This window comes from Glaciecola sp. 1036, assembly GCF_050306235.1.
Classification (GTDB): domain Bacteria; phylum Pseudomonadota; class Gammaproteobacteria; order Enterobacterales; family Alteromonadaceae; genus Glaciecola.
On sequence record NZ_JBLWFH010000008.1, the window covers coordinates 176,259 to 200,623 of the forward strand.

Genomic DNA, 24,365 nt, shown 5'->3' on the forward strand with positions numbered 1-24,365 from the left:
TATGCACAAAGTAAATCCAGTTACTAGCAATCAATCTTCAGTGCATGAGGATTTATCGTTTTATGTTGAACGTTACAAAACCGCCAATTTTAAACGTCCTTATGCACAGCATACGCTAGATGCATTTAAGCAAGTGGAAGATTGGTTAAATAACTGGTCAGGTGATGTGATTCTCGATGCTTGTTGCGGCGTTGGAGAAAGCACCGCAAAGCTGGCGGAACTTTATCCAAATAGTCGGATTATCGGAGTAGATAAGTCGGCCCACAGATTGTCTAAACATGATCATTATGCGGCAGAAACAGCAACAAACTATTTTGTTGTACAGGGGGATTTATTAGATTTTTGGCGGCTATTGTTAGAGGCGCAAAAATCTCATCCAGCGTGGAAAATAAGCCGACAATTTTTATTTTATCCAAATCCTTATCCAAAAAAATCTCAATTGAATAAGCGCTGGCATGCAGGCGTGATGTTGCCTTATATATTGCAGGTCTCGAAAAACATAGAAGTGCGGTCAAATTGGCGATTGTATTTAGAAGAGTTCAAAGCGGCATTGGCACTTTATGATATCTCGATGGAAATTCAAGAAGTCCAAGGGGAGCCAATAACGCCATTTGAGCGTAAATATTTACTGGATGGCCAAAGGTGCTGGCGAGCTTTTACGCTACTTGCTACCGAAAATTAACTTAATCTATTCGATACAGACAAGAAAAAACCTTGGCCATACTGAATCTGCAAATCTGCCACAGCGTCTAGAATTTCTTGATCTTCAATATTTTCAGCAATTAAAAGTACATTGTAGGTTTCACAGTACTGCTGGATTTTTTCAATCGATATAAATTGCTGTTGTATAGCAGGCGTTTTCAGCAATTCACCTCGTAGTTTTATAGCATTGATACCAGACGCTATGATAGCCAAGAGTTCGTTGCTACATTCAAACACGTCATCCACCGTCACAAAAAGTTGGGGCAGGCGACGAACCAATTGCCCTAAAACTTGTGGATTGTTTTTTACCGCTGAATAAGGGATTTCAATTCCGCATAGGCCTTTATCTACTTGGTTACAGATTTCAGTTACCGTTTCTAACACTAGATTATCATCCAAATCAGCGTCAAAAAGATTAATGTTCCAATGCATTTGTCTTGGACGACAGAATGCGTTAGAACGCTCTACCATCAAACGAGTTAAAGCGGCAGTAATTTGTTCTCTGGCGATACAGGTAATTTCACCAGTTGGCATCCATGCATCATATTGAGTTAAAGCTCGAGGGAAACATTCATAGCGTAATACTGACCCTGTGGATAGGTTATAGATAGGTTGAAAATAAGGCACAATATTATCTATATCGACTAATGGATGGTGAGAATGTGCTTGCAATGTCTTATTCGCTTAAAAACTGAACTACTTATACTTCTTTATCAGTCAGATTCTTCCAGTCTTTAATAAATTGGTAAAAAAAGTGTCATAATTTGCGTTTTTTATAAACTCTTGGATGTAATGCGCTTGGTAATTTTTCAGAACTGCGTTAAAGTTCGGCTCTCGGGGCATCGGGAAAACCTATTTTGATAAAAGCAGAAGTTAGTTTAGAACATCTTTTCAAGGTATTTACTAAGCCTGAAAATGATGACTCTACACTCGCAAAAATTGAACGGCAACTGTCAGATAATCTATCAGATTTTCTGTCTCAGCACGTGGTGACAAAAAAGACCTCGTTGGAAGAGATCGAAAAGGATTTTAATGATCCTAGAATTCCTCAGGAGCCCGAATTCGTATCCAGCCATGCTGAAGTATTATTAGATAAGCTCGTAGCCCACAGTGTAAATACTTATTCTCCGACCTTTATCGGGCATATGACATCTGCTCTACCTTACTTTCACTTACCATTATCTAAATTATTGGTAGGCCTAAATCAAAATTTGGTCAAAATTGAAACTTCTAAAGCCTTTACGCCTTTGGAAAGGCAAACGCTAGGCATGATTCATCACTTGATCTATGGAGAGAGTGATAAGTTTTATGAGAAATACTTACATAGTGCCAAACATTCTTTAGGCGCTTTTTGTTCGGGTGGCACCATAGCTAACATTACTGCACTTTGGGTCGCGAGGAATAAGATTCTTGGGCCTAAGGGAGTATTTAAAGGCGTATCGCAACAAGGGCTGGTAAGCGCTTATCAACATTATGGTATCAAGAACTTGGGCGTGATGGCGTCAAAGCGAGGCCATTACTCGCTAGGAAAGGCAGTGGACGTACTTGGCATAGGTCGCCAAAATATGCTCTCGGTAGATAGTCCAAGATACATGCTGGAGCCAGAAACTGCATTAAAAGTAGGTAATGCATTTCAAGCTGAAGGTAATAAGCTTTTAGCTATCGTTGGTATTGCCGGTACAACAGAAACCGGTCACGTTGATCCTTTAGATGAGCTAGCTGATGTTGCTAAAGAGCTAGGTTGTTGGTTCCATGTTGATGCAGCTTGGGGTGGCGCAACCCTATTTTCACAGAAAAACCGTGATAAATTATCAGGCATAGAAGAGGCAGATTCAGTTACCATAGATGCGCATAAACAAATGTACGTTCCTATGGGGGCGGGCATGGCGATTTTTAAAAATCCACACGATAGCAACGCTGTAAGGCACCATGCACAATACATATTGCGAGAAGGTTCTAAAGATTTAGGCGCCACCACCCTTGAAGGCTCCAGAAATGGAATGGCGATGATGCTGTATTCATCGATCCATATTTTCGGAAAAGGGGGATATGAGCTACTCATTGATCGCTCTATCGACCTTGCATTGAAATTTTCACAAATGATTAAACAAAGAGAAAATTTTGAGTTAGTCACTGAACCTAAACTCTCTATACTTACTTACCGACTTATTCCTGATGCCTTGCAGAATTTGGGTGAATTTGAAAATGAAACTCAAAAACGCATTAACAAACAAATCGACAGCCTGACCGTAGCTGTGCAAAAACAGCAAAGGGAAGCGGGTAAGTCATTTGTTTCGCGAACGCGCATCGAAGTAGAAAAATACCACGATCACTCAATCACTGTTTTTCGTGTTGTATTAGCCAACCCATTGACTACCGAAGAAGACCTATCTGCAATTTTAGACGAACAATTAGCTATCGCTAAAAATCAACAAACTTGGCATAAACTCGCCCACTGGCCTAAGTCAAAAATCGCATAAATTCAAGTTACACACATTTTCTGCAATAAAGTTGAATGGAATTTCAACCCAGTCCGGTCTTTTCACAAAACAATACAATTAGCTGAAAAGAGTGTTTTATGGATAAACTGCTTATTGTTGAAGATGATCTCGACATTGCAAATCTAGTAAAGGTAAACCTTAACGAATTAGGCTTTGAACTAGACCACCGTGTAGATGGAATTAGCGGGCTAGATGCCGCTCTATCTCAGACATATTCATTAGTTATCCTTGATGTAATGCTTCCTAAAATGAACGGCTTGGATATTTGTCGCAAGATAAGGGATCAAAAGCCAGAACAAGCAATTTTAATGTTGACGGCAAAAAATTCGGAAACGGATAGGGTGCTTGGTTTAGAGTTAGGCGCTGACGACTATATGGCCAAACCATTCAGTGTAAGAGAGTTGCAAGCTAGGGTTAGAGCCCTACTAAGACGTGCTGATTTGGTGCGTCAAAATCAACGAGTACTTGTTGATAATTCCAATAGTCTTATTTGTGGCGACTTGGTTGTAGACCGACGAACCCGAACCGTCGCTAAATCAGGAAAATGTATAGAGCTCACTGCAACAGAATTCGATCTCTTGTTTCATTTAATGCAACACCCAAATCAGGTGTTTAGTCGCAGTCAACTACTAGAATCCGTGTGGGGTTATCAGCATTGCGGGTATGAACACACGGTCAACTCTCACATCAACAGGCTAAGGTCTAAATTAGAAAAAGATGCGACAAATCCTGACTATGTACAAACAGTTTGGGGCGTAGGCTACAAATTTAATCAGGCCTCTGTGGTGCATTAGAATGTGGTTTCCTAAGCTCTGCTTTTACCAAAGATTAGCAATTTCATTAGTAGCGGGTTTTTTCACCATCATTGCCGTGCTTACTATTTATTCAACCTATTTGCAGCAAAGTATGCAGCATGAAGCTGAACAAAGATTGCACTTAGGTTTGGCTGAGCATTTAGTGTCAGATAACCCTATTTTGAAAGAAGGGGTGTATGATTACAAAGCGTTAAACAAATTGTTTCATACATTGATGTTGCTTGGGCCAAATTTTGAATTCTATTTCCTTGATCCTCAAGGAAACCTACTTACCTATTCAGCAAAAGCAAATGAGATTGTTCGCAAACAGGTGGATGTCACACCAATTAATGTAATGCTATCTGGTGGTAAAAGCTTCCCTAATTATGGTGATGATCCTAAAGACATAGATAAGCAAAAAATATTTTCAGTAGCCCCCGTTTACAACGATGATAGTTTGCAAGGGTATTTGTACATTATCATTGGTGGGGCACAGTACGATTCGATTACCGATAGCATTAAATCCAGTAAGGGAGTTCAACAATACATTTTGATAGTCTTAGCGGGCTTAATATTCTTGATGTTTGTGTTATTGGTGCTGTTTAAATTTTTCACCGCTCCGTTGAAAAAACTGAGTGATGATATGGACAGATTTCGCGGGGCTGGTTTTGATATAAAAAATGCGAAGATTACCTTATTACCTTGGCGCAACGACTCTCGCAATGAAGTTCAGCGTTTAGGTTACTCATTTAATGAAATGTTGCGGCACATCGACAAACAATGGCAGCAAATTAAACTTAATGACTTACAACGACGAACGCTTCTCGCGGATTTGAGTCATGATTTACGCACCCCATTGGCCAATATGCAAGGTTATATGGAGACCTTGTGCATCAATGATAGTCAATTGACCAGTGAGCAGCGAGATGAGTTTTTTGGCATTTGTACGCGCAATTTGCATAATTTGAAGCGGCTAATCGATCAAATTTTTGAGTTAGCTTATCTTGAGGGAGGCCATGTAAATTTGAAAATGGAACCTTGCTTGTTAGCTGAGTTATTACATGACATTGCAGCTAAATTTAATTTACAAGCTAATGCCAAAGATATAGGGCTGACGGTAGATATTCAAACGCCTAATGCCTACGTTAAAGCAGATATAGAGAAGCTAGAACGAGTGCTAACAAACCTCATTGATAATGCTATTCGACACACACCTGCAGGAGGCTCAATTCAACTGCAAATTAAAGAAGCCAACGACAAACTTGTGGTCAGTGTGAGGGATTCTGGAATCGGTATTGCTGCGGAGGAATTAGAGCATATATTTGTTGCACGTTACCAAGCAACCAATAGTCAAAAAGGGACGAAAACCCATGTAGGATTGGGGTTAGCAATTAGTCAAAAACTCATTGCATTATTTGATTCTACGCTTGAAGTAACGTCCGAAATAGGTAAAGGGACTAGCTTTAGCTTTACTCTTCAGCAAGCTAAAGCTTAGTACGCCTAATCATCGTCAAAATTTAATTCTTTAAGCTTTCGAGTTAACGTATTTCGGCCCCAACCTAAACGTTTGGCTGCCTCTTGTTTATGTCCACGGGTATGTTTAAGTGCTCGACTTAACAAGATCTTTTCAAAATCATATTGAGCTGTGTCTAGAATATCGTTCTTACCCGCTAATAATTGTTTGTCAGCCCATTGAGAAAGTAAAATCGTCCAATCATCACTTTCTGCAGCCTGTTTTACCTGCACGCCAGAAACGTTTAATTCTGGTGGTAGGTCATCGATTAAAATTTCTTGACCACTGGCCATCACAGTCAACCAGCGACAAGTGTTTTCTAGTTGCCTTACATTACCCGGCCAAGCGACTTCCATTAGCCTATCAGCTGCCGCCTTAGATAACTGTTTGCTTTCAACGCCTAATTCTTTAGAGGCCTTGTTTAAAAAATGTCGGGCCAATAATGGTATATCTTCTCTTCGTTCATGCAGACTAGGTAAGTGTATTTTTATTACGTTTAGTCTGTGGTACAAATCTTCTCTGAACTTGCCTTCTGCGACTCGCTGTTCCAAGTTCTGGTGAGTGGCAGCGATAATTCTTACATCTACTTTTACCGGTTGATGACCACCGACCCGATAGAATTGTCCATCGGCCAAAACCCGCAATAATCGTGTTTGTACGTCTATTGGCATATCACCTATTTCATCAAGGAATAAGGTACCGCCATCGGCTTGTTCAAAACGCCCTTGGCGGCTATTTTGTGCCCCAGTAAAGGCGCCTTTTTCATGCCCAAACAGCTCTGATTCAATTAATTCTGTCGGTATTGCCGCCATGTTTAACGGCACGAAGGTTTTATTTGCTCGCGGACTGTGTTTGTGCAGTGCTTGTGCAACTAATTCTTTACCTGTACCCGATTGGCCATTAATCAATACGCTAATAGAAGAGCGCGAAAGTCTTCCAACGGCCCTAAATACTTCCTGCATTGCCGGCGCTTCACCAATGATTTCTGTACTGTTTGTTAGGGTATCTTGTTGTTTTAACTGACTTGTTTCACGGGCATGTTCAATGGCTCGTTTGGTGAGTGAAACAGCTTCATCAATATCAAAGGGTTTAGGTAAATATTCGTAAGCGCCACCTTTGTACGCTTTTACTGCGCTATCTAAATCAGAATGTGCTGTCATTATGATAATAGGGAGATCAGGAAAGTGTTGATGGATCTCGTCCAACAGCGTCATACCATCCATTTGCGGCATTCTGACATCGGAAATGATGACTTGTGGAGCATTGCCACTGTGAATTTGAAGTAATAGATCTTCAGGGTTAGAAAAGCTTAAACACCCGATGTCGGCAGATTTAAATGCCTTCTCTAATACCCATCTAATGGAGCTATCATCGTCCACTATCCATACTGGCTCATTCATCTGCTAAATCCTGTTTTATAATTGGTAAATAAAGCGTAAATTCGGTATATCCTGGAAAGCTATCAACATCTATTTTGCCAAAGTGATGATTTATTAGGGTTTGTGCAATCGATAACCCAAGTCCACTGCCATTGGCTTTACTTGATACCATTGGATAAAAAAGTGTGTCTCGGACTTCTTTGGGAATTCCTGGACCATTGTCAACAATGCTCACCAGTGCTGAAAGGCTGTGGGGCTTTCCATTAATCACACAGCGGCGCTCTATTCTGGTGCGTAACCCTATGATGGGTCTTTCAATTTTTGCTTCACTCAGTGCTTGGCAAGCATTACGTACGATGTTTAATATGGCTTGTTCAAGCATATCTGGATCGGCGTATACTTCTGGTATAGAGGGGTCATAGTCGCGCTCGATATCAATATCAATAGATTGATCAGCGGTAATGACGCGTTTTACTTTTTCTATTACCTCATGCAGATTACACAGGCGTTTATGCGGCAGTGTATTTGGCCCTAACAAACGATCTACCAAAGCCCTGAGCCTGTCAGCTTGGTCCATAATCATTTGGGTAAATTCTAACTGATCTTCATTTGGCAGTTGTCGGCTTAGCAGCTGTGCTGCACCTCGAATGCCTCCGAGAGGGTTTTTAATTTCATGGGCTAAACCACGAATTAAATCTCTAGCAGCCATTTGTTGGGCATACTGTTGGGTTTCTTGACTTATTTTTCGTTGTTTATCCACGTGCATGATTTCAAACAGAATCATTTTTTCGCCGTCGATTAATGCCAAGTTAGCCTGCATATCTACCAGCAAGCATCTGCCATCTTTAAAACAGAGTTGTAATTCAGATTGAGAGAATTCTTCACCCGCTTCAAATACGTTTTCAAAACGGTCTTCGTCAAAACTATCAGGCGCAAAAAAGCTTAAGAAGGGCTTTTGGCAAATTTGCGATTTGCCAGTCTCAAAAATACTCAGCGCAGCGTCATTCACAAATACCACATGATATTCGCGGTTGACCATTACAAGTGCAGTTTTCATGCACTGTAACATGCTATCAATCTGGTTAAGCTCTAAAATCAATGTAAATCCTCGACTAAAGACTAAATATGCACAATATAAGTGCATTGCTTCATCTTAGTGAATGTACATAACCTTCACAAGGGATTAATTGAATAATGGAATCCCTGTATTCCCTTAGATATTAAGCTGTCCGCTAATTAATTGCGCGGGATTAATACTGAGGCTCTATGTAAAAATAATGTTCGTTGCTCGGACGATGCAATTATCTTGCCTGAGTTGTCAGTGAAATCCACTTTATATGAGTATTCTCCTCGGTCCATGTTTTCTAATTGAAAAACACCGCTTGGAGATTGGAAGGATTGGCCGTTTATAGTGAGGTTGTACATGCCTCCGATAGAAGGTTTTAGTTGAGCTTGAATGGAAAAATTGCCGGAATTATCACGCAATGTTGCTTCTTGTTTTGGAGACACGATGGTGAGGTTGAATTGTTTTTTCTTAACCGCTACATCTGGTTCGATTTTAGGTACCGGTGAAGAAGGTATTACAGTAGTGCTATCTCCTAGTATCACTTCAATTGCACCAGGGGAGGGCTTATCAGAAAAGGTAACAGTGCCATCTGCATGAACAGTTTTATATACAATGGTTTGACCATTCACTATGAAAGGGCAAATGAAACAAAACAAACCGACTAAAAATAAAGACTTCATAACAGGTCCTTAAAAGCACTATTCTTCATATTCTATCATACGCAATAAAAAAGCCTGCATAAAGCAGGCTTTGGTATGGTTTAAGCGGTGTAGTTATGATTTATACGCTGTAATACATGTCAAACTCTACTGGATGAGTTGTCATGTTCACTTTTTCTACTTCTTCAGCTTTAAGTGCGATGTATGCATCAATCATGTCGTCAGACATTACACCACCAGCAGTTAAGAATTCACGGTCTTCATCTAGTGCAGCAAGGGCCATTTCTAGCGAGCTAGCAACTGTTGGAATAGAGGCAGCTTCTTCAGCAGGTAGATCATATAAATCTTTATCCATTGAATCGCCAGGGTGAATCTTGTTTTTGATTCCGTCGATACCAGCCATCAACATAGCAGTGAACGCTAAGTATGGGTTAGCCGTTGGATCAGGGAAACGAACTTCGATACGACGTGCTTTATCGCTTGTTACATATGGAATACGGATAGATGCACTACGGTTACGAGCAGAGTAAGCTAACATAACTGGCGCTTCAAATCCTGGTACCAAACGCTTGTAAGAGTTAGTAGAAGCGTTAGCAAAAGCGTTGATAGCACGTGCGTGCTTGATGATACCGCCAATGTAATATAATGCTTCTTCAGAAAGACCTGCATATTTATCACCAGCAAAGATGTTTTTACCATCTTTAGAGATAGATTGGTGACAGTGCATACCAGAACCGTTATCACCTACAAGTGGTTTAGGCATGAAAGTAGCGGTTTTTCCGTATGAATGGGCAACGTTATGAATAACGTACTTGTAGATTTGGATTTCGTCAGCTTTGCTTACTAATGTATTGAACTGACAAGCAATTTCGTTTTGACCAGCAGTTGCAACTTCGTGGTGGTGAGCTTCAACAACCAAGCCCATTTCTTCCATAACTAAACACATGGCAGCACGAATGTCGTGAGCCGAATCTACAGGAGGAACTGGGAAGTAACCGCCTTTCACACCTGGACGGTGACCCGTGTTGCCACCTTCGTAGTCTGCACCAGAGTTCCATTTAGCTTCTTCAGCATCAATAGAATAGAAAGAACCTGCCATATCAGTGTGGAACTTAACGTCTTCGAACAAGAAGAATTCTGGCTCTGGACCGAAGAAACAAGTGTCGCCGATACCAGTTGATTTAAGATACTCTTCAGCACGCTTAGCAACAGAACGTGGATCACGGTCATAACCAAGCATTGTTGTTGGTTCAACGACGTCGCAACGAATATTAATTTGTGTTTCTTCAGCAAAAGGGTCTAAAACAGCAGAGCTTGCGTCTGGCATTAGAATCATGTCTGATTCGTTAATACCTTTCCAACCTGCAATTGAAGAACCATCGAACATTTTACCTTCTTCAAAAAACTCTTCATCGACAAGGCGAGCAGGAATTGAAACGTGTTGCTCTTTACCTTTAGTATCAGTGAAACGTAAATCTACAAACTTAGCTTCGCTTTCTGTTATAAGCGCTATAGCTGACTCAATTGACATATTGTCCTCCACTTATTTAAGTCCGTTGTGTGAGTAGTAAAAGCTTGTTCAAGCAAATTCGCATAAACAAAATCAAAAAAATAATGGATCTTTTATAAAATCAGCAAGCGATTCTGACACTCGATGATAGTCATCAAGATTAAAACCTAATGCAGATGAATAAAAGAAAAATCTAGTTATTTATTCTTGAGGTTTCATCAAGCGATAATCATGCCATGAGATGTAAATATAAATTAGCAATAAAAACAGTGACATATAAACGATGCGAAATAATAATACTGAAAATTGCACTGTTATGATGCATTTATTTGTGAGGGTTTGCACTATATTGGTTTGAAGGTCATGTGCTAATACCCTCAAATTAAAATCCGTTAGTTACTATCTTGTGAATGACAAAGCCTTAGACTGTTAAATTAGTTAAAAAATCGACAATTCCAATAGCACAATGGCGAATAAATCTGTAGAATCCGCCGCCAGTTATTTGTTGCCCGCGAATCAACCGATTGGCGGGTTTATTTTTTTGAGAGAATGTATGTCTGTTAGTATCGATAAAATTCGCAATATTGCCATTATTGCGCACGTTGACCACGGGAAAACTACCTTGGTTGATAAACTCCTGCAACAATCAGGAACGTTAAAATCACGTGGTGAAAACCAAGAGCGTGTAATGGATTCTAACGATATCGAAAAAGAACGTGGAATTACTATCCTAGCCAAGAACACGGCGATTAATTACGGTGACTACCGAATTAACATCGTAGACACTCCTGGGCACGCCGACTTTGGTGGAGAAGTTGAACGTGTAATGTCAATGGCTGACTCAGTACTACTATTAGTAGATGCTCAAGAAGGTCCAATGCCACAAACACGTTTTGTAACCCAAAAAGCATTTGCTCAAGGTTTAAAACCTATCGTAGTTGTGAATAAAATTGATAAGCCAGGTGCTCGCCCTGATTGGGTAATCGACCAAGTGTTTGACTTGTTTGATAACTTGGGTGCTACCGACGACCAATTGGATTTTCAAATCGTTTATGCTTCTGCACTCAATGGTTGGGCTGCACATGAATCTGATGAAACTGGTACGGATATGACACCATTGTTCGAAACTATCATCGAACAAGTAGCGGCACCGGACGCGGACGCTCAAGGCGCGTTCCAAATGCAAATTTCTCAACTTGATTACAACAGTTATGTTGGTGTTATCGGTGTTGGTCGAATTAAGCGTGGTTCAGTGAAAGTAAACCAGCAAGTGACTGTAGTTAATGCTGCTGGTGAAAAGCGAAACGGTAAAATTGGTAAGGTACTAGGTTATTTAGGTCTTGAAAGACATGATGTTGATCAAGCATCTGCAGGTGACATAGTCGCTATCACTGGATTGGGTGAACTGAAAATTTCTGACACTGTTTGTGATCCAAACAAGGTTGAAGCTCTTCCTGCATTAACTGTTGATGAGCCAACAGTAACAATGACTTTCCAGGTAAACACTTCGCCGTTTTCTGGTAAAGAAGGTAAATTTGTTACATCAAGAAATATCCTAGAAAGACTACAAAATGAACTAGTGCATAACGTAGCATTGCGTGTTGAAGAACTAGACGATCCAGATAAGTTTAAAGTGTCAGGTCGTGGTGAATTACACCTAGGAATCTTAATTGAGAACATGCGTCGTGAAGGTTACGAATTAGCGGTATCACGTCCAGAAGTTATCTTAAAACATGAAGATGGTCAGTTATTAGAACCTTACGAAACTCTTACCATTGACTGTGAAGATCAGCACCAAGGTTCTATCATGGAACAATTAGGTTATAGAAAAGCTGAACTAACCAATATGACGCCGGATGGAAAAGGCCGAATTCGTATGGACTTCATCGTGCCTAGTCGTGGCTTAATTGGCTTCCAAACTGAATTTATGACACTAACCTCAGGTTCAGGTTTGTTATATCATACATTCGATCATTATGGTCCGCATAAAGGTGGCAACATAGGTCAACGTAAGAATGGTGTTCTGATTGCCAATGCAGCAGGCAAAGCACTAACAAACGCTTTGTTTAACTTACAAGAGCGTGGTCGTTTATTTATCGGTCATGGTGTAGAAGTTTACGAAGGTATGGTTATTGGTATCCATAGCCGTGATAACGACCTAACAGTAAACGCCCTTAAAGGTAAGCAACTTACTAACGTTCGTGCATCTGGTACTGACGAAGCGCAAACTTTGGTTCCGCCAGTGAAAATGACGTTGGAACAAGCGTTAGAGTTTATTGATGACGACGAATTAGTAGAAGTAACACCAGAAAGCATTCGTATTCGTAAGAAATTGCTTACTGAGAACGAGCGTAAACGAGCATCTCGTCCTAAAAAAGAAGGTTAAGCTTAGTTAATAAGCAAGCATTTCAAAGTTTGAAAAAGCCCGAAGAAGTTAAGTCTGACTCGGGCTTTTTTTATGGTATTTAATGCAGATCAATTCCATTCGAGTTTGCATCAAACTATAGCTATCCAGCATCAATGCGGTCTGTTAAAATTGTGCAAAATCTAGTTAACCAAAAGAGATGTAAACTTGTACGACTTTGATAAGCTAACCGACCGTTCATCCACCTATTCTTTTAAATGGAACCGCTATAAGGGACGGAACATTATTCCTGCTTGGGTTGCTGATACTGAGTTTAAGTGCGCGCCACCAATAGTGGACGCAATGGTAGAAAGAAGTCGTCATGGTCTTTTTGGTTACACGTTACCGAATGAATATTTACCTGCTAAACAAGCTATCCAGCGTTGGTGTAGAAAACAGTATGATTGGGATGTTGCTCTTGATTGGATCGTTTGGACACCTGGTGTGGTACCTGGGTTTAATATGGCCATTCAAGCGGTGTCAGAACTTGATGACGGGATCATAGTACAATCTCCAAATTATCCGCCGCTTTTGGCGGCTCCTGGCATTAATAATCGTACTAGGTACGAAGTGGGTAATGTGCTTGAAAACGGTCGATGGACCTTAGACTTTGAACAGCTAGAAACTCATGCTAAACGCGCTGATACCAAATTGTTCATATTATGCAATCCAATGAATCCTATGGGCGGCGTTTTGACTCAGGAAGATTTGGATAGAGTGGCAAAAATTTGTAAAGATAACGATCTGGTGTTGTGTAGTGATGAGATTCACTGCGATCTTATTCTTGATGATTTACCCCATATTCCAGCAGGCAAATTGTCGCTAGTCGAAGATTCATCTATTACCCTTATGGCCGCAAGTAAAACCTTTAACGTTGCAGGGTTAGGGACATCCTTTGCAATAATTCCGGATGCCAAATTAAGAGCAAAATTCGCTAGCGCAGGTGCTGGACTCATTCCTTGGGTAAATGTCATGGGACTGGTAGCAACTGAAGTTGCTTTTACGCAATGTGATGATTGGCACCAAGCAGAATTGGCTTATCTTCGCTCAAATAGAGATTATTTGGTGAACGCCATAAATCAAATTCACGGTCTATCTTGTGTGTCACCGGAAGCAACTTACCTCTTGTGGATTGATGCAAGTGAACTGGGTGTTGAAGACACTCAAAAGTGGTGTGAAGACAAAGGTGTTGGGCCATCTCCAGGTAGGGATTTTGGCAATAAAAATTGTTTTAGAATTAATTATGGATGCCCTAAAAGCATGCTTGAAGAGATTGTAAAACGATTAGGCGGCTAAATTTTGTAGTAGTAGTGGTTGGAGTTTTATGCGGTATCGACAAACGCTTGAAAGCGCGCTTAAGTTGGCAAAATCTATAGTGCCATTTGAATTATGGATGATTACCAGAGTCAATGAAAATCATTGGTTCGTACTTGCATGCAGTGAAAATCCTTTTGGCATTCATGACAACCAGCTTATGGAATGGACAGATTCAATTTGTTCAAAAATGGTTGAGGAAAAACCACTAGTTTTTGTGCCAGATATTGAGTTAACGCCAGAGCATAAAACAGCACCTTCGGTCAGTCGACATAAGATTAAATCATATGCGAGTGTGCCGTTAAAAAATGCCCAAGGGGATATGATTGGCACCTTATGTGGGTTCGATCATCGAGCGTTAAGCGACGGTCAGTATAAAGATCATCAAGATCTGCCTTTAGTCGCGAAAATGATTGAGTACATACTTGAAGAGCATGCCTATATTCAACAATTAGAATCCAATACATTTACTGATATTTCAGATGAATTGGTTTTTGTAGAAAATTCGACACAATTTGATAATTTTGAAAGTATTGCTCGACAAAAACACGAAATTTACGCCAAGATTTCATGTCCACTGGGCATTCTTATTCTTGAAAATAGAAGCAAGGGATTAGCAGAAGAGTTGGTTTCTGATAGAGTTGAAAAAGTGCTCTATGAAACCTTAAGGGAATCTGACTCTGTTTATCGTTTATCAGAAGATCGATTGGGCATTTTATTGATTAACGTTGATAATAAATTTATCACTTAATTATTGCTTGAACTTCGTCAGAAATTAAATGATGGTCAATTAAAAGTGGTCATAGGCGCTCAAGTTTGTCGCCCGGATCAAAATATTTCTGATTCTATAAAAATGGCGCAAAAAAATCTTTGGGAGTAAGTCATGTGTGGGTTTATTGGTTATGATGAGAGAACTATTACTGAAACCCCTGACTTATTTGATAAATTAAACTCATTGAGTGACTGTATCGCTCGTATCCCTTCTTATTCAGCCTATCCGGCTTTTGGTGGCGATCTTAGTAAACGTATTCCATTGATCATTGAAGACGATGGCATTAAGTTAGTGAATGCCATTTGGTGGTTTGATGCCTATCAAAATAATGATTTAGCGACAGCACTAGGTAATCGCACCAGTTTTAATGCTCGTAATTTACAAAGCCCATTTTGGCGAGCTGCGCTAAAACATCAAAGAGGAATAGTTTTAGCATCTTCCATTGGTGAATCTAAATTAGTGGGTAAAACTAAACATCAATACTTAATGCAAAGTAAAAGTCCATTTTTGTTAGGTGCCTTATACAAAAAATTGCCGAACAATGATTATGCTTGTGCGGTCATAACGCGCGACGCACATCCTAAAATGGAAGCTTATCACGACAAAGCGTTTCCGTTGTTTTTACCAGTGCTAAGTCATTTTCTTGATAAATGGTTGTTAGCAAAAGGGGAAATTCCGTCTGAAGTTGAACAGTTGCTAGAATCTCCAAAGTTATTTCCAAATTTGCATGTGCAAAGGGTAAAAACCTATAAATCGGGTCAACCTATGGGCAAAATATCCGAAAATTTAATTTCAGATCATCCTGAATATTTGTAAATCGTTAATTAACTAGAAAAATAAATGAATTTTAGGTGCAAATTTTGCTAAGCACTGTTATCTTGATCTCGACAGCGTCATAAAAATAACAGTGTGCTAAAAATTAAACTGCTGATCATTACTTTTTTATTGGGGATTTCATCGACCTTTTTCGCCAAAAGCGAAGAGATAAAAATCGCCATCATAATCGATGACATTGGTGCTAAAGCATCCGATGCGCAGGCCTTTTCTCTGTCGAGAAAGGTAACTTTCGCGATTCTTCCCCATACTGAATTTTCAACGGATTTTTCTTACAGAGCAGCGCGACAAAATCGTGAAGTTATGCTTCATATGCCTATGGAATCTTTAAACGGTGAAAAATTAGGTGACAAGCCGTTGCTTTCAACTATGTATCCAAATCAAATTAAGCAGACATTGTCAGAAGCCTTAAATACTGTGCCACATGCAGTTGGAATCAATAATCACATGGGCAGTAAATTGACGCAAATGACATTACCGATGCGCAGTGTTATGGAACTGCTTGCTCAGACTAATCTTTATTTTATCGATAGTCGCACTACTCGTTATACAAAAGCAGGGCTGATAGCTGGACAATTTGGAGTACATAGTGCGACCCGTCATGTATTTTTAGATCATGTACAAACGCCAGAGTTTCTTGCACAACAAGTCAAACAATTAGTGAGAAAAGCTAAGCAAGAAGGAAAGGCCATAGGTATCGCCCATCCTTATCCAAGCACGCTAGCTTATTTGCCTAAAGAGTTAGAAAAACTCCCCTCAAATGTCACCTTGGTTACTGTAAGTGAGTTATTGCAAGAAACTAATAAGTTTCGGATTAGTCCAGCATTAGCCAATCAATCAGAAGTTAAAGAGCTAATTAGCGCCTCGATTTCACCGCAAGAATAAATTTTTGCACAGATGTTTGCTAGTTAAAGAGTTAATGTTATACTGTAACACTTTCTGATAAAGGCAATCGTTTAAACAGTGAAACCAACAGAGTTAACTTCAGTGCAAAGGGACGAACAACAAAGGGTAGACAATACGCGTTTTGACAAACTTGGCGTATGGGTATCTTCGTTGTGTGCTTTACATTGCCTAGCGATTCCTATGCTTTTACCCATAGCGCCTTTTATTGCGACTACCTTCTTTGCCGAGTCTTGGTTTGAACGCACTATTCTTGCTATTTCAATTCTTATTGGCTTTATTGCCTTGTTTATTGGTTTCCACCAATACCATAGACAGCTTTATCCGATTTACTCGCTGATTACCGGCGCATTGATTTATTGGAATAAAGATGTATTTGGCGAAGCCTATGAGCCGTTTACTATTGCCTTAGGTGCCGGTTTTATAATTGCAGCACATCTGTTGAACTTAAAACTTTGCCGACAGTGTAAAGACTGTAAATAAGTCTGCACTAAGAATTATCTGCTAATGTTTGCAAAGCCCATTGAGGGTCATCACTAAAAACTGCATCTACACCAAAGTTCTTCAACTTAGTTAAAAGGTCAGAATGGTTAACGGTATAACACCAGACTTCTAGAAACCGTTGATGGGCGTCTGTCACAAAGGCTTGATTAATTTGATTTCCTTCCAAAACCACAATATCGACTTCTAACTGTTCCCCAAACGCGGCTAAATCTATCGGCAAATGAGCAATGACGGCAGCGAACTTGATGTTGTCGAGAATTCGGTATCCGCGTAATTTTGACTTTAATTTCAAAATCAGAGGATGGTTAAAAGAACTTAGAATGATCTTGGTATCATAAGTTTGCATCAATTGACTTAGTTGCTGGATAAACAAATCAGCATTCTCAAGGGTTTTTATCTCTAAATTCAAAGTAGCTTTATTGCCAACAATGTTAAACAATTCAGCCAGAGTAATCACTTTTTGTCCACTAATTGTTTGCAGTGTTGCAATATCCTGACAAGAGGCATCAGTAAAGCGTCCGGAGTGAAAAGTAAGGCGGTCTAAATAAAAATCATGGTAAATAAAAAAGTCATCTTCAACTTGCTGAACATCACACTCAATATAGGCTGCACCTGTATCTAACGCTCGTTCAAATGCTTCAGCGGTATTTTCAGGATAGCTTTTGCTAAATCCTCTGTGGGCAATAATTTTCATGAGATTTATGTAGATTTTTGCTCTACATTCTTTTGTGAATGATGAGTTTTTACTGTCTCATAAATTGCGGCTGAAATCACCAAAATTCCACCGAGCAAAATTTCCCAAGAAGGTGATTCATTTAACAGTGCAATTGCGAATAACACCCCATAAAGTGGTTGCATACAGGCCACTAATGAAAAGGTTTTTGCCCTGAGATGTTTAAGTGCAGCCGCTACCATCGCATGTGGTAATGCGGTAAATACCGACCCGAGTAACAACAACATTAATCCAGTATGAAGTTCCATTTGCACAAAATCGTCGCTTACAAAAAAGATCAAGCAAGGACAAATGACCAAGGTCTGCCAGCCCATAGCTTTAGCACCGCTGTAGTGTGAGAAATATTTGCGGTGCAGCAAGTTTCGCATGGCGTAGAGGAAAGCAGAAAAAACGCCAACCGCGACTCCTAGGGTGATGTCGTTTTCTAACGATACTGTGGGAACGATAAAATAGATACCTAGAAGCACCACGCAAGCACTCGCAATGTCTTGCCACTGAATGCGCATTTTTTCAAAAAAGGGTTCTAATAACACAGTGATTACCGGGAAAGTAAACAGGGCGATCATGCCTACAGATACACTAGAATACTGCATTGAGAAAAAGTAAGTAACCCAATGCACAGCCATGATAACCCCCAAACCCAAACCAACAGCATAATCTTTTGCACTATTGAGTCTAAGGCTTTGGCCACCAAGTTTCACGAATAAAAATAAGCAGATAAAAGCCGGCAATGAGCGACCAAAGGTGATGTCTAAGGCGGATAAAGGGATCAGTTTTGAAAACAATCCTGTACCACCTAAAAGCATGACAGTGATATGCAGATTAATCAGACTTCGTTTGACTGGATCCATAGGTTATGACCGCAATAAAATTAGGGAATGAATAATAATGTCCTGATTTTATTGCTTTTCAGCCATGGGTTTGCCCATTCGGGTGGTGCTTGCAACGGCTAAATCGGTAAAGTTGATTTTATTAGGTTCAAAACATAAAACCACAGTAGAACCTAATTTAAAGCGTCCCATTTCATCACCCTTTTTCAGTGACACTTCACCTTTAGCATGTTGCCAATGCTGGACGTATTTACCTGCTGGTGGTGTGATATTACCGGCCCAAACAGTTTCTATGCTGGCTACGATAGTGGCACCTACCAACACCATAGCGACCTTACCTACAGGTGTATCAAAAAGCGCTACCACTCGCTCATTTCTAGCAAACAACCCAGGAACATTCTGTGCAGTTAACGGATTAACGGAAAATAATTCACCCGGTACATGCAAGGTGTCAGTCAATTCGCCATCAATAGGCATATGAATACGGTGATAATCTTTTGGCGCTAGATAAATAGTTGCAAACTCACCGCCTTTGAACACTTCTGCTAATTCAGGCTTACCGCCTAATAAAGTCGTTAAACTGAATTGGTGACCCTTTGCTTGAAAAATACTATCACCATTAATTGCACCAAATTGACTGACTGTGCCATCGACAGGATGACAAAGAACATTGTCGTTCTCGTCAATTGGACGAGCGCCTTGTTTCAGCGGACGGGTGAAGAATTCGTTGAATGTTCTATACGCACTTGGGGATTCAAAAGCAGCTTCTTGCATATTGATCTTAAATGCTTTGATGAAAATCTTAATAAAAAATTGAGTAACAGCCCCAAGTTCTCGTTTGGCGAGAGCTCCTACCATTCTTGATAATAGATGCTTAGGTAAAATGTATTGGGTTTTGACTTTTATCCAGTCGATCACGCAAGGGACTCCTCAATTAATTCGAATAATATTGTAACCTAGCTTAGGCTTTTTTGCTTGTTCCAAAGCATTATGAAGCCTTATGTTTTGGCATAAGAAGGGCGCTGAGATTGTAAACTTTCGATAATACGTAGATAACTTAAATAACGTTCTTCGTCTATTTCACCATTGGCAACTGCTTGGGTAATTAAACAACCAGGATCGTCTTGATGTTTGCAATCGCTGAACTTGCAACCACCTAAATATTGCCTAAATTCGATAAAACCTTGGGTGATTTGCTCTTCGGAGAGATGCCACAGACCAAATTCTCTAACACCTGGAGAGTCAATAAGCTCACCACCATTGGCAAAATGCAAAAGTTTGGCAGCAGTAGTGGTGTGCTGACCTAACCCCGAATTACTTGAAACATCACCTATGGCTTCAGTTGCTTCTGGCAGAAGTTGATTAATCAAACTTGATTTACCTACACCGCTTTGACCGACAAAAACGCTAACCTTGTCCTTTAAATGAGATGACAGTTCTTCAACCCCTAATCCTGTTTTACAACTCATCAGAATGACCTGGTAATCTAACTCTCTGTAGACATCGAGTTGTTCGTTTACATATTCAAGATCTTCGTCATCCAAAAGTTCAACCTTATTTACCACCACTAAAGGGCGAATTTGCGCGGTTTCACAGGCGACTAAATAACGATCGATAATATGGGTTGAAAATGCTGGAAGTATAGAGCTGACGACAATTATTTGATCAATGTTGGCAGCCACGGGTTTAACGCCGTCGTAGTAGTCAGGGCGAGTAAGTACTGACTTTCTATCCAAGACTGCTTCTATCACACCGCGCTCATCAGAATTCTGAGAAATGTTTGCACGAAACAAGACATTATCACCACACACCACCGAATCAATCGTACGTCGAATAAAGCATTTATGCTGCTCATGAGTATCAGTATCTTCAACTATGGCATGCTTACCAAACCGACTAACGACTCTGCCATTGGCTTGGTCGCCTAGATTTTCAAATACTTCTTGCGAGCTAGCATCAAGTCGTTTTTGCCTATTCTGCTGTACTCGACGTTTTTGATTTTTCGATAACTTAGGTTTTTTCGCCACGTTAGTTTATTAAATTTGGTGATACACAGTTGCCATGATACCTTTTCGCTAGAATTTTTGCACAACTTCAAATGTAGGCTTTTATATGGCGATTGATAATCAAAATTTAGTTTGGATTGATATGGAAATGACGGGCTTGGATCCTGAGACTTGTGTGGTGTTAGAAATAGCTAGCATAGTCACAGACAAAGACTTGAATATTATTGCACAAGGACCAGTAATTGCCGTGCACCAACCTGATGATGTCCTCGATGCTATGGATGAATGGTGCACCAAAACTCACGGCGAATCAGGCTTGACCCAACGTTGTAAAGATAGTGATGTTTCGGTGCTGGAAGCTCAACAACAAAGCATTGAGTTCCTGCAAGAATATGTTGAAGCTGGTGTTTCACCTTTATGTGGCAACAGTATAGGGCAAGATAGACGCTTTTTAGTCAAATACATGCCCGAGTTAGAAGCCTTTTTCCATTATCGCAATATTGATGTTAGCACTATCAAAGAGCTCACAAACCGATGGCAACCAGAGATTGCCAAAGGGTTTAAAAAGAAAGGGGTTCATCTAGCGTTAGATGATATTAAAGAGTCAATTGAAGAGCTGAGATATTACAGAGAAGCCGTGTTTAAAATCTGATCGCTGACGATACGGTTGCGACCATTAGATTTTGCCTTATACAGGTTTTCATCAGCAAAGCTCAACATTTGTTCAATTTTTTGATGGCCTTTGCTGGTGAGGCCAATACTGACGGTACATTTGACTTTACGTTTGCCTGATTTAAACATTTTTTCTTGCACCGCTAGTCGAAAATCTTCTAACTTCTTTAACGCGTTGACTTGATTGATACCATCAAAAAACACACAAAACTCTTCTCCACCGAAGCGCGAAATTGGATGAGATTTAAAGTGTTTTTTCATCAATTTTGCAACATCTTTAAGCACTATATCCCCTTGTTCGTGACCGTAGGTATCGTTGATCGCTTTAAAATGGTCGAGGTCTAATAGGGCAAGGCTCACGTTTTCGGGTTCACGTCGTAAAATGGTTTTCACTTCACTGAAGAAGTGACGACGATTGGGTAATCCGGTTAAATAATCCGTATTTGCGGTTTTACGAATAATGTCAATTTGTTCAATGTATTCGATATTTTGTAATACACGGCAGAAAAACTCTTCGTGACAATAGGGGATGCGCAGGTAGTCGTTTGCGCCACTTTTGATGAATCTGGCTAATAAAGCAGGATCGTCCTGTTCACTGGTGCCAATGATACTCAGTTCTTCTTTGCTGTATTCTTTGCGTAAGTTAGCGACTAATTCAATGCCAGATTGATCTCTTAGTTTGTTGTCTACAATCAATTGCTTGATGCTAGGATGCTTTAGCAATAGCACTTTGGCTTGCTCTAGGTTGTTCGCTTGATAAGTGACAAAATTATGCCGATTTAGTAGTTCGCATACAGGATTTCGCTTGGAGGGCGTTTTCGCCATTACCAATACTCCTACATGGCGATTTTTCTCTAAACGTGTTAACAAGCGGCTTAAATATTCGAATACTTGATGGTTTTGTTTGGGAATATAGTCAACAACGGCTTTTGACAGTATGCGAGCCCTTACATCTGAGTCAGGTTGATCGGTGAGTACTATTACGGGCACAAAGGAGCTTATGGCAAAGTCAATGGCTTCACCGTGGGGCGCATCCGGTAAGGTATAATCAACCACTGCACATAAGAAGCTTTCAGGTGTAGATTGGTCAAAAATCACTTTGGCTTCTGTCAATGTGCTGGCGACTACAACATCCAGATTTGCTTTACCGATAACCCGTTTGATAATGCGCAAGCTTACGGCGTTATGCTCAATTAATAGTATTTTATATTTCACTCAAATCCCTCGATACTTCTTCCAAAAGGCATTTATTTCTCATCTACCTTATCGGCAGAATTGTTGAAGAAATAAGCTTTTGCTGGCAATTAATTCAGTAAATTTGAGAAACCTAAAAATTTTTGGATTTTTCTTGAAAATACACTTGCAACCGGCGAAATTTTTTTTATAATGCGCGTCCGATTTACGTTGAACAACGTGGTCGCACATTTTTACATGCGGGAATAGCTCAGTTGGTAGAGCACATGCCTCGTCACGAAGTGATTGACAAGGCTTGGCGAGCCAGATGTTGCAAAGAACGCTGATAAAACCAAAAATGCGGGAATAGCTCAGTTGGTAGAGCACAACCTTGCCAAGGTTGGGGTCGCGAGTTCGAGTCTCGTTTCCCGCTCCAAATCTTCAAATATAAATTTCTCTCATTCAAAGATTAACTCAGCCCATTATTTAGATTACATTAGTTGCATTCGTTTTCGATTAAACCTAAGGCTTAGTTTGAAATATTACGCAGCAATAGAGGCCGGTGGCACAAAGTTCGTTTGTGCAGTCTTTGATGAGCATAGAAATCTAGTTGCTAAGCAACGTATTCCGACGACAAGTCCTACTGAAACCCTTGCTGAGGTAGTAAGGTTTTTTAACGCGCAAATTAAAAAAGGATTTCCTGTTTGCTCCATGGGCATTGCTAGTTTTGGCCCTTTGGATCTTAATCCTGAATCACCAACATTTGGTTATATCACAAATACTCCCAAGAAAGGTTGGTCAAACATAGCCCTGTTACCTCAACTGCAAGCCGCATTTTCAGTACCCACGCAAATTGACACAGATGTAAATGCTGCCGCATTGGCGGAATATAAATGGGGAGCAGGGCAGCAGTTAAGCCCGGTAATATATGTCACTGTAGGCACAGGAATAGGTGCAGGTGTGGTTATTAATGGCCAGCCACTTCATGGACTAGTTCATCCAGAAATTGGGCATATGAAAATAAACACTGCAGATGTTCCCGCTGCATGCTGTCCATTTCATGGAAGCTGTTTAGAAGGTGTGGCATCAGGTCCAGCGATGCAACATATTTGGCAAGTTTCAGCTGAAACCTTACCAAGTGAACATGCCGCATGGGAGCTAGAAGCAAAGTTATTAGCCCAGTTGTGCCACAATCTTATGTTGAGCTTTTCAGCTCGAAAAATCATTTTGGGCGGTGGTGTTATGGCGCATGAAGGACTTATTTCTAAAATAATCCACTTTACACAAATTAGCTTGGCAGGGTATCTAACTCTGCCGCCACAGGTTCAATTAAGCGACATCATAGTGGCTACCGGTTTAGGTGAGAATTCGGGCTTATTAGGTGCATTTGCTCTGTCTCTATCTAAATCAGCGCATTAATACGTTCTATAAATATAATGCTGCAAAACGAAATTTTTTATTTATCCGTGTGGCGTGAATTGTCGAAACTTGTTCAAAATTGACAGTACAGATCCATATGCTATCTTAGTCATCTGACCAGTTGAGAGTGGCTAATCTATGTCAAAACCTAATCCTTTACGCAAATTTGCCAATAAAGCACTGACCTATCCGCATGGATTGGCGATGTGGTTATTGACCACAGTTTTCCGATTCAAAGTTAAGTTAGTAGGTACTGCAGGATTAAAAATAATCGAGACAGATTTAAAGCGCGTGGTGTTTTATCAGAAAAACAAAACCAAGGTGCAAAACCATATAGGCTCAGTGCATGCTGCGGCAATGGCTCTACTAGCAGAATCGGCAACTGGATTTGTAGTGGGAGTGAATTTACCCGGTGATAAACTCCCGCTTATCAAATCAATGAATTTGCGATATGTGAAACGCGCAAAAGGAGATATGAAAGCTGAAGCTTGGGTGACCGATGAGCAAATTTCACGAATGCAAACGGATCCTAAAGGAGATTTAATAGTCGCAGTAAAAGTTACCGATGAAACTGGTGAAGAACCCGTCATTTGTGAGATGAATTGGGCTTGGGTTGAAAAGCGCTAAGCCCCGTCGCATATAATCAAGATGACATTTTTGTTAAGTTTTTATCATTT

Annotated in this window: 23 protein-coding genes and 1 tRNA gene; 14 read left to right on the top strand and 10 right to left on the bottom strand. The window is 40.2% G+C overall.

What is annotated here, in order from left to right:
- Position 1: 1 nt before the first annotated feature.
- Positions 2-682 carry a tRNA (guanine(46)-N(7))-methyltransferase TrmB gene (gene trmB / locus ACNKW3_RS13245; RefSeq protein WP_427399782.1) on the top strand — a complete coding sequence of 227 codons (681 nt, stop codon included), beginning with the start codon at positions 2-4 and terminating at the stop codon, positions 680-682.
- Here the strand turns inward: trmB and ACNKW3_RS13250 are convergent.
- A complete protein-coding gene (locus ACNKW3_RS13250) occupies positions 679-1,374 on the bottom strand; it encodes an EAL domain-containing protein (protein WP_427399783.1) in 696 nt (231 codons plus the stop codon). The two genes, trmB and ACNKW3_RS13250, sit on opposite strands and share 4 nt — an antisense overlap.
- A gap of 185 nt (positions 1,375-1,559) precedes the next feature.
- Between ACNKW3_RS13250 and panP the strand changes: the two genes are divergently transcribed.
- From panP to ACNKW3_RS13265, 3 genes are all read left to right on the top strand, one after another.
- Positions 1,560-3,182 carry a pyridoxal-dependent aspartate 1-decarboxylase PanP gene (panP, locus tag ACNKW3_RS13255; RefSeq protein WP_427399784.1) on the top strand — a complete coding sequence of 541 codons (1,623 nt, stop codon included), beginning with the start codon at positions 1,560-1,562 and terminating at the stop codon, positions 3,180-3,182.
- Between the two features lie 98 nt (positions 3,183-3,280).
- Entirely contained in the window at positions 3,281-3,997 is a 717-nt protein-coding gene (locus tag ACNKW3_RS13260; RefSeq protein ID WP_427399785.1) for a response regulator transcription factor, read from the top strand.
- A 1-nt stretch (position 3,998) separates the two neighbouring features.
- Positions 3,999-5,492, top strand: a complete 1,494-nt coding sequence (locus tag ACNKW3_RS13265) for a sensor histidine kinase (RefSeq protein WP_427399786.1) — start codon at positions 3,999-4,001, stop codon at positions 5,490-5,492.
- 5 nt (positions 5,493-5,497) lie between these two features.
- Here the strand turns inward: ACNKW3_RS13265 and glnG are convergent, their stop codons facing one another.
- The 4 genes from glnG to glnA form a co-directional block, all read right to left on the bottom strand.
- Positions 5,498-6,910, bottom strand: a complete 1,413-nt coding sequence (glnG, locus tag ACNKW3_RS13270; protein ID WP_427399787.1) for a nitrogen regulation protein NR(I) — start codon at positions 6,908-6,910, stop codon at positions 5,498-5,500.
- Positions 6,903-7,958, bottom strand: a complete 1,056-nt coding sequence (glnL, locus tag ACNKW3_RS13275; protein WP_427399833.1) for a nitrogen regulation protein NR(II) — start codon at positions 7,956-7,958, stop codon at positions 6,903-6,905. Before glnL ends, glnG begins: the two co-directional genes overlap by 8 nt.
- Positions 7,959-8,125: 167 nt before the next feature.
- Complete coding sequence (locus ACNKW3_RS13280) at positions 8,126-8,635, bottom strand: DUF4124 domain-containing protein (protein WP_427399788.1); 510 nt, start codon at positions 8,633-8,635, stop codon at positions 8,126-8,128.
- A 100-nt stretch (positions 8,636-8,735) separates the two neighbouring features.
- Positions 8,736-10,145: a glutamate--ammonia ligase gene (gene glnA, locus ACNKW3_RS13285; protein ID WP_427399789.1), complete on the bottom strand. Its 1,410-nt coding sequence runs from the start codon at positions 10,143-10,145 to the stop codon at positions 8,736-8,738.
- 532 nt (positions 10,146-10,677) lie between these two features.
- Between glnA and typA the strand changes: the two genes are divergently transcribed.
- The 6 genes from typA to ACNKW3_RS13315 all read left to right on the top strand — a co-directional run bounded on the left by typA (position 10,678) and on the right by ACNKW3_RS13315 (position 16,834).
- Entirely contained in the window at positions 10,678-12,510 is a 1,833-nt protein-coding gene (typA, locus tag ACNKW3_RS13290) for a translational GTPase TypA (protein WP_427399790.1), read from the top strand.
- A 186-nt stretch (positions 12,511-12,696) separates the two neighbouring features.
- Complete coding sequence (locus ACNKW3_RS13295; protein WP_427399791.1) at positions 12,697-13,824, top strand: MalY/PatB family protein; 1,128 nt, start codon at positions 12,697-12,699, stop codon at positions 13,822-13,824.
- 28 nt (positions 13,825-13,852) lie between these two features.
- Positions 13,853-14,593 (top strand): GAF domain-containing protein, encoded by a 741-nt coding sequence (locus ACNKW3_RS13300; RefSeq protein ID WP_427399792.1) that lies wholly within the window; start codon positions 13,853-13,855, stop codon positions 14,591-14,593.
- Positions 14,594-14,725: 132 nt separating this feature from the next.
- Entirely contained in the window at positions 14,726-15,430 is a 705-nt protein-coding gene (locus ACNKW3_RS13305) for an SOS response-associated peptidase family protein (protein ID WP_427399793.1), read from the top strand.
- A 93-nt stretch (positions 15,431-15,523) separates the two neighbouring features.
- A complete protein-coding gene (locus tag ACNKW3_RS13310) occupies positions 15,524-16,333 on the top strand; it encodes a divergent polysaccharide deacetylase family protein (protein WP_427399794.1) in 810 nt (269 codons plus the stop codon).
- 78 nt (positions 16,334-16,411) lie between these two features.
- Positions 16,412-16,834: a MerC domain-containing protein gene (locus ACNKW3_RS13315; protein ID WP_427399795.1), complete on the top strand. Its 423-nt coding sequence runs from the start codon at positions 16,412-16,414 to the stop codon at positions 16,832-16,834.
- A 7-nt stretch (positions 16,835-16,841) separates the two neighbouring features.
- Here ACNKW3_RS13315 and ACNKW3_RS13320 read toward each other — a convergent pair whose 3' ends face one another.
- From ACNKW3_RS13320 to rsgA, 4 genes are all read right to left on the bottom strand, one after another.
- Positions 16,842-17,549 (bottom strand): glycerophosphodiester phosphodiesterase, encoded by a 708-nt coding sequence (locus ACNKW3_RS13320; protein ID WP_427399796.1) that lies wholly within the window; start codon positions 17,547-17,549, stop codon positions 16,842-16,844.
- A 5-nt stretch (positions 17,550-17,554) separates the two neighbouring features.
- The gene (locus tag ACNKW3_RS13325; protein WP_427399797.1) at positions 17,555-18,439 is read right to left on the bottom strand and encodes a DMT family transporter; all 885 of its coding nucleotides are present in this window, start codon (positions 18,437-18,439) and stop codon (positions 17,555-17,557) included.
- Between the two features lie 48 nt (positions 18,440-18,487).
- Positions 18,488-19,336 (bottom strand): archaetidylserine decarboxylase, encoded by an 849-nt coding sequence (asd, locus tag ACNKW3_RS13330; protein ID WP_427399798.1) that lies wholly within the window; start codon positions 19,334-19,336, stop codon positions 18,488-18,490.
- Positions 19,337-19,416: 80 nt separating this feature from the next.
- Positions 19,417-20,445 carry a small ribosomal subunit biogenesis GTPase RsgA gene (gene rsgA, locus ACNKW3_RS13335; protein ID WP_427399799.1) on the bottom strand — a complete coding sequence of 343 codons (1,029 nt, stop codon included), beginning with the start codon at positions 20,443-20,445 and terminating at the stop codon, positions 19,417-19,419.
- A gap of 85 nt (positions 20,446-20,530) precedes the next feature.
- Between rsgA and orn the strand changes: the two genes are divergently transcribed.
- Positions 20,531-21,076, top strand: a complete 546-nt coding sequence (gene orn / locus ACNKW3_RS13340; protein ID WP_427399800.1) for an oligoribonuclease — start codon at positions 20,531-20,533, stop codon at positions 21,074-21,076.
- Here the strand turns inward: orn and ACNKW3_RS13345 are convergent.
- Positions 21,049-22,311: a GGDEF domain-containing response regulator gene (locus tag ACNKW3_RS13345; RefSeq protein WP_427399801.1), complete on the bottom strand. Its 1,263-nt coding sequence runs from the start codon at positions 22,309-22,311 to the stop codon at positions 21,049-21,051. The two genes, orn and ACNKW3_RS13345, sit on opposite strands and share 28 nt — an antisense overlap.
- A gap of 318 nt (positions 22,312-22,629) precedes the next feature.
- Here ACNKW3_RS13345 and ACNKW3_RS13350 point away from each other — a divergent pair.
- The 3 genes from ACNKW3_RS13350 to ACNKW3_RS13360 all read left to right on the top strand — a co-directional run bounded on the left by ACNKW3_RS13350 (position 22,630) and on the right by ACNKW3_RS13360 (position 24,315).
- Positions 22,630-22,705: transfer RNA gene (locus tag ACNKW3_RS13350), tRNA-Gly, on the top strand.
- A gap of 98 nt (positions 22,706-22,803) precedes the next feature.
- Positions 22,804-23,688, top strand: a complete 885-nt coding sequence (locus ACNKW3_RS13355; protein WP_427399802.1) for an ROK family protein — start codon at positions 22,804-22,806, stop codon at positions 23,686-23,688.
- Positions 23,689-23,826: 138 nt separating this feature from the next.
- A complete protein-coding gene (locus ACNKW3_RS13360) occupies positions 23,827-24,315 on the top strand; it encodes a DUF4442 domain-containing protein (RefSeq protein WP_427399803.1) in 489 nt (162 codons plus the stop codon).
- The last annotated feature ends 50 nt before the right edge of the window (positions 24,316-24,365 follow it).

What these genes read in the sequence shown, in the direction of transcription:
- trmB (WP_427399782.1), top strand. Translation starts at nt 2, where the DNA reads ATGCACAAAGTAAATCCAGTTACTAGCAATCAATCTTCAGTGCATGAG.
- ACNKW3_RS13260 (WP_427399785.1), top strand. Translation starts at nt 3,281, where the DNA reads ATGGATAAACTGCTTATTGTTGAAGATGATCTCGACATTGCAAATCTA.
- ACNKW3_RS13265 (WP_427399786.1), top strand. Translation starts at nt 3,999, where the DNA reads ATGTGGTTTCCTAAGCTCTGCTTTTACCAAAGATTAGCAATTTCATTA.
- glnG (WP_427399787.1), bottom strand. Translation starts at nt 6,910, where the DNA reads ATGAATGAGCCAGTATGGATAGTGGACGATGATAGCTCCATTAGATGG.
- glnL (WP_427399833.1), bottom strand. Translation starts at nt 7,958, where the DNA reads ATGTTACAGTGCATGAAAACTGCACTTGTAATGGTCAACCGCGAATAT.
- ACNKW3_RS13280 (WP_427399788.1), bottom strand. Translation starts at nt 8,635, where the DNA reads ATGAAGTCTTTATTTTTAGTCGGTTTGTTTTGTTTCATTTGCCCTTTC.
- glnA (WP_427399789.1), bottom strand. Translation starts at nt 10,145, where the DNA reads ATGTCAATTGAGTCAGCTATAGCGCTTATAACAGAAAGCGAAGCTAAG.
- typA (WP_427399790.1), top strand. Translation starts at nt 10,678, where the DNA reads ATGTCTGTTAGTATCGATAAAATTCGCAATATTGCCATTATTGCGCAC.
- ACNKW3_RS13300 (WP_427399792.1), top strand. Translation starts at nt 13,853, where the DNA reads ATGCGGTATCGACAAACGCTTGAAAGCGCGCTTAAGTTGGCAAAATCT.
- ACNKW3_RS13305 (WP_427399793.1), top strand. Translation starts at nt 14,726, where the DNA reads ATGTGTGGGTTTATTGGTTATGATGAGAGAACTATTACTGAAACCCCT.
- ACNKW3_RS13320 (WP_427399796.1), bottom strand. Translation starts at nt 17,549, where the DNA reads ATGAAAATTATTGCCCACAGAGGATTTAGCAAAAGCTATCCTGAAAAT.
- ACNKW3_RS13325 (WP_427399797.1), bottom strand. Translation starts at nt 18,439, where the DNA reads ATGGATCCAGTCAAACGAAGTCTGATTAATCTGCATATCACTGTCATG.
- orn (WP_427399800.1), top strand. Translation starts at nt 20,531, where the DNA reads ATGGCGATTGATAATCAAAATTTAGTTTGGATTGATATGGAAATGACG.
- ACNKW3_RS13360 (WP_427399803.1), top strand. Translation starts at nt 23,827, where the DNA reads ATGTCAAAACCTAATCCTTTACGCAAATTTGCCAATAAAGCACTGACC.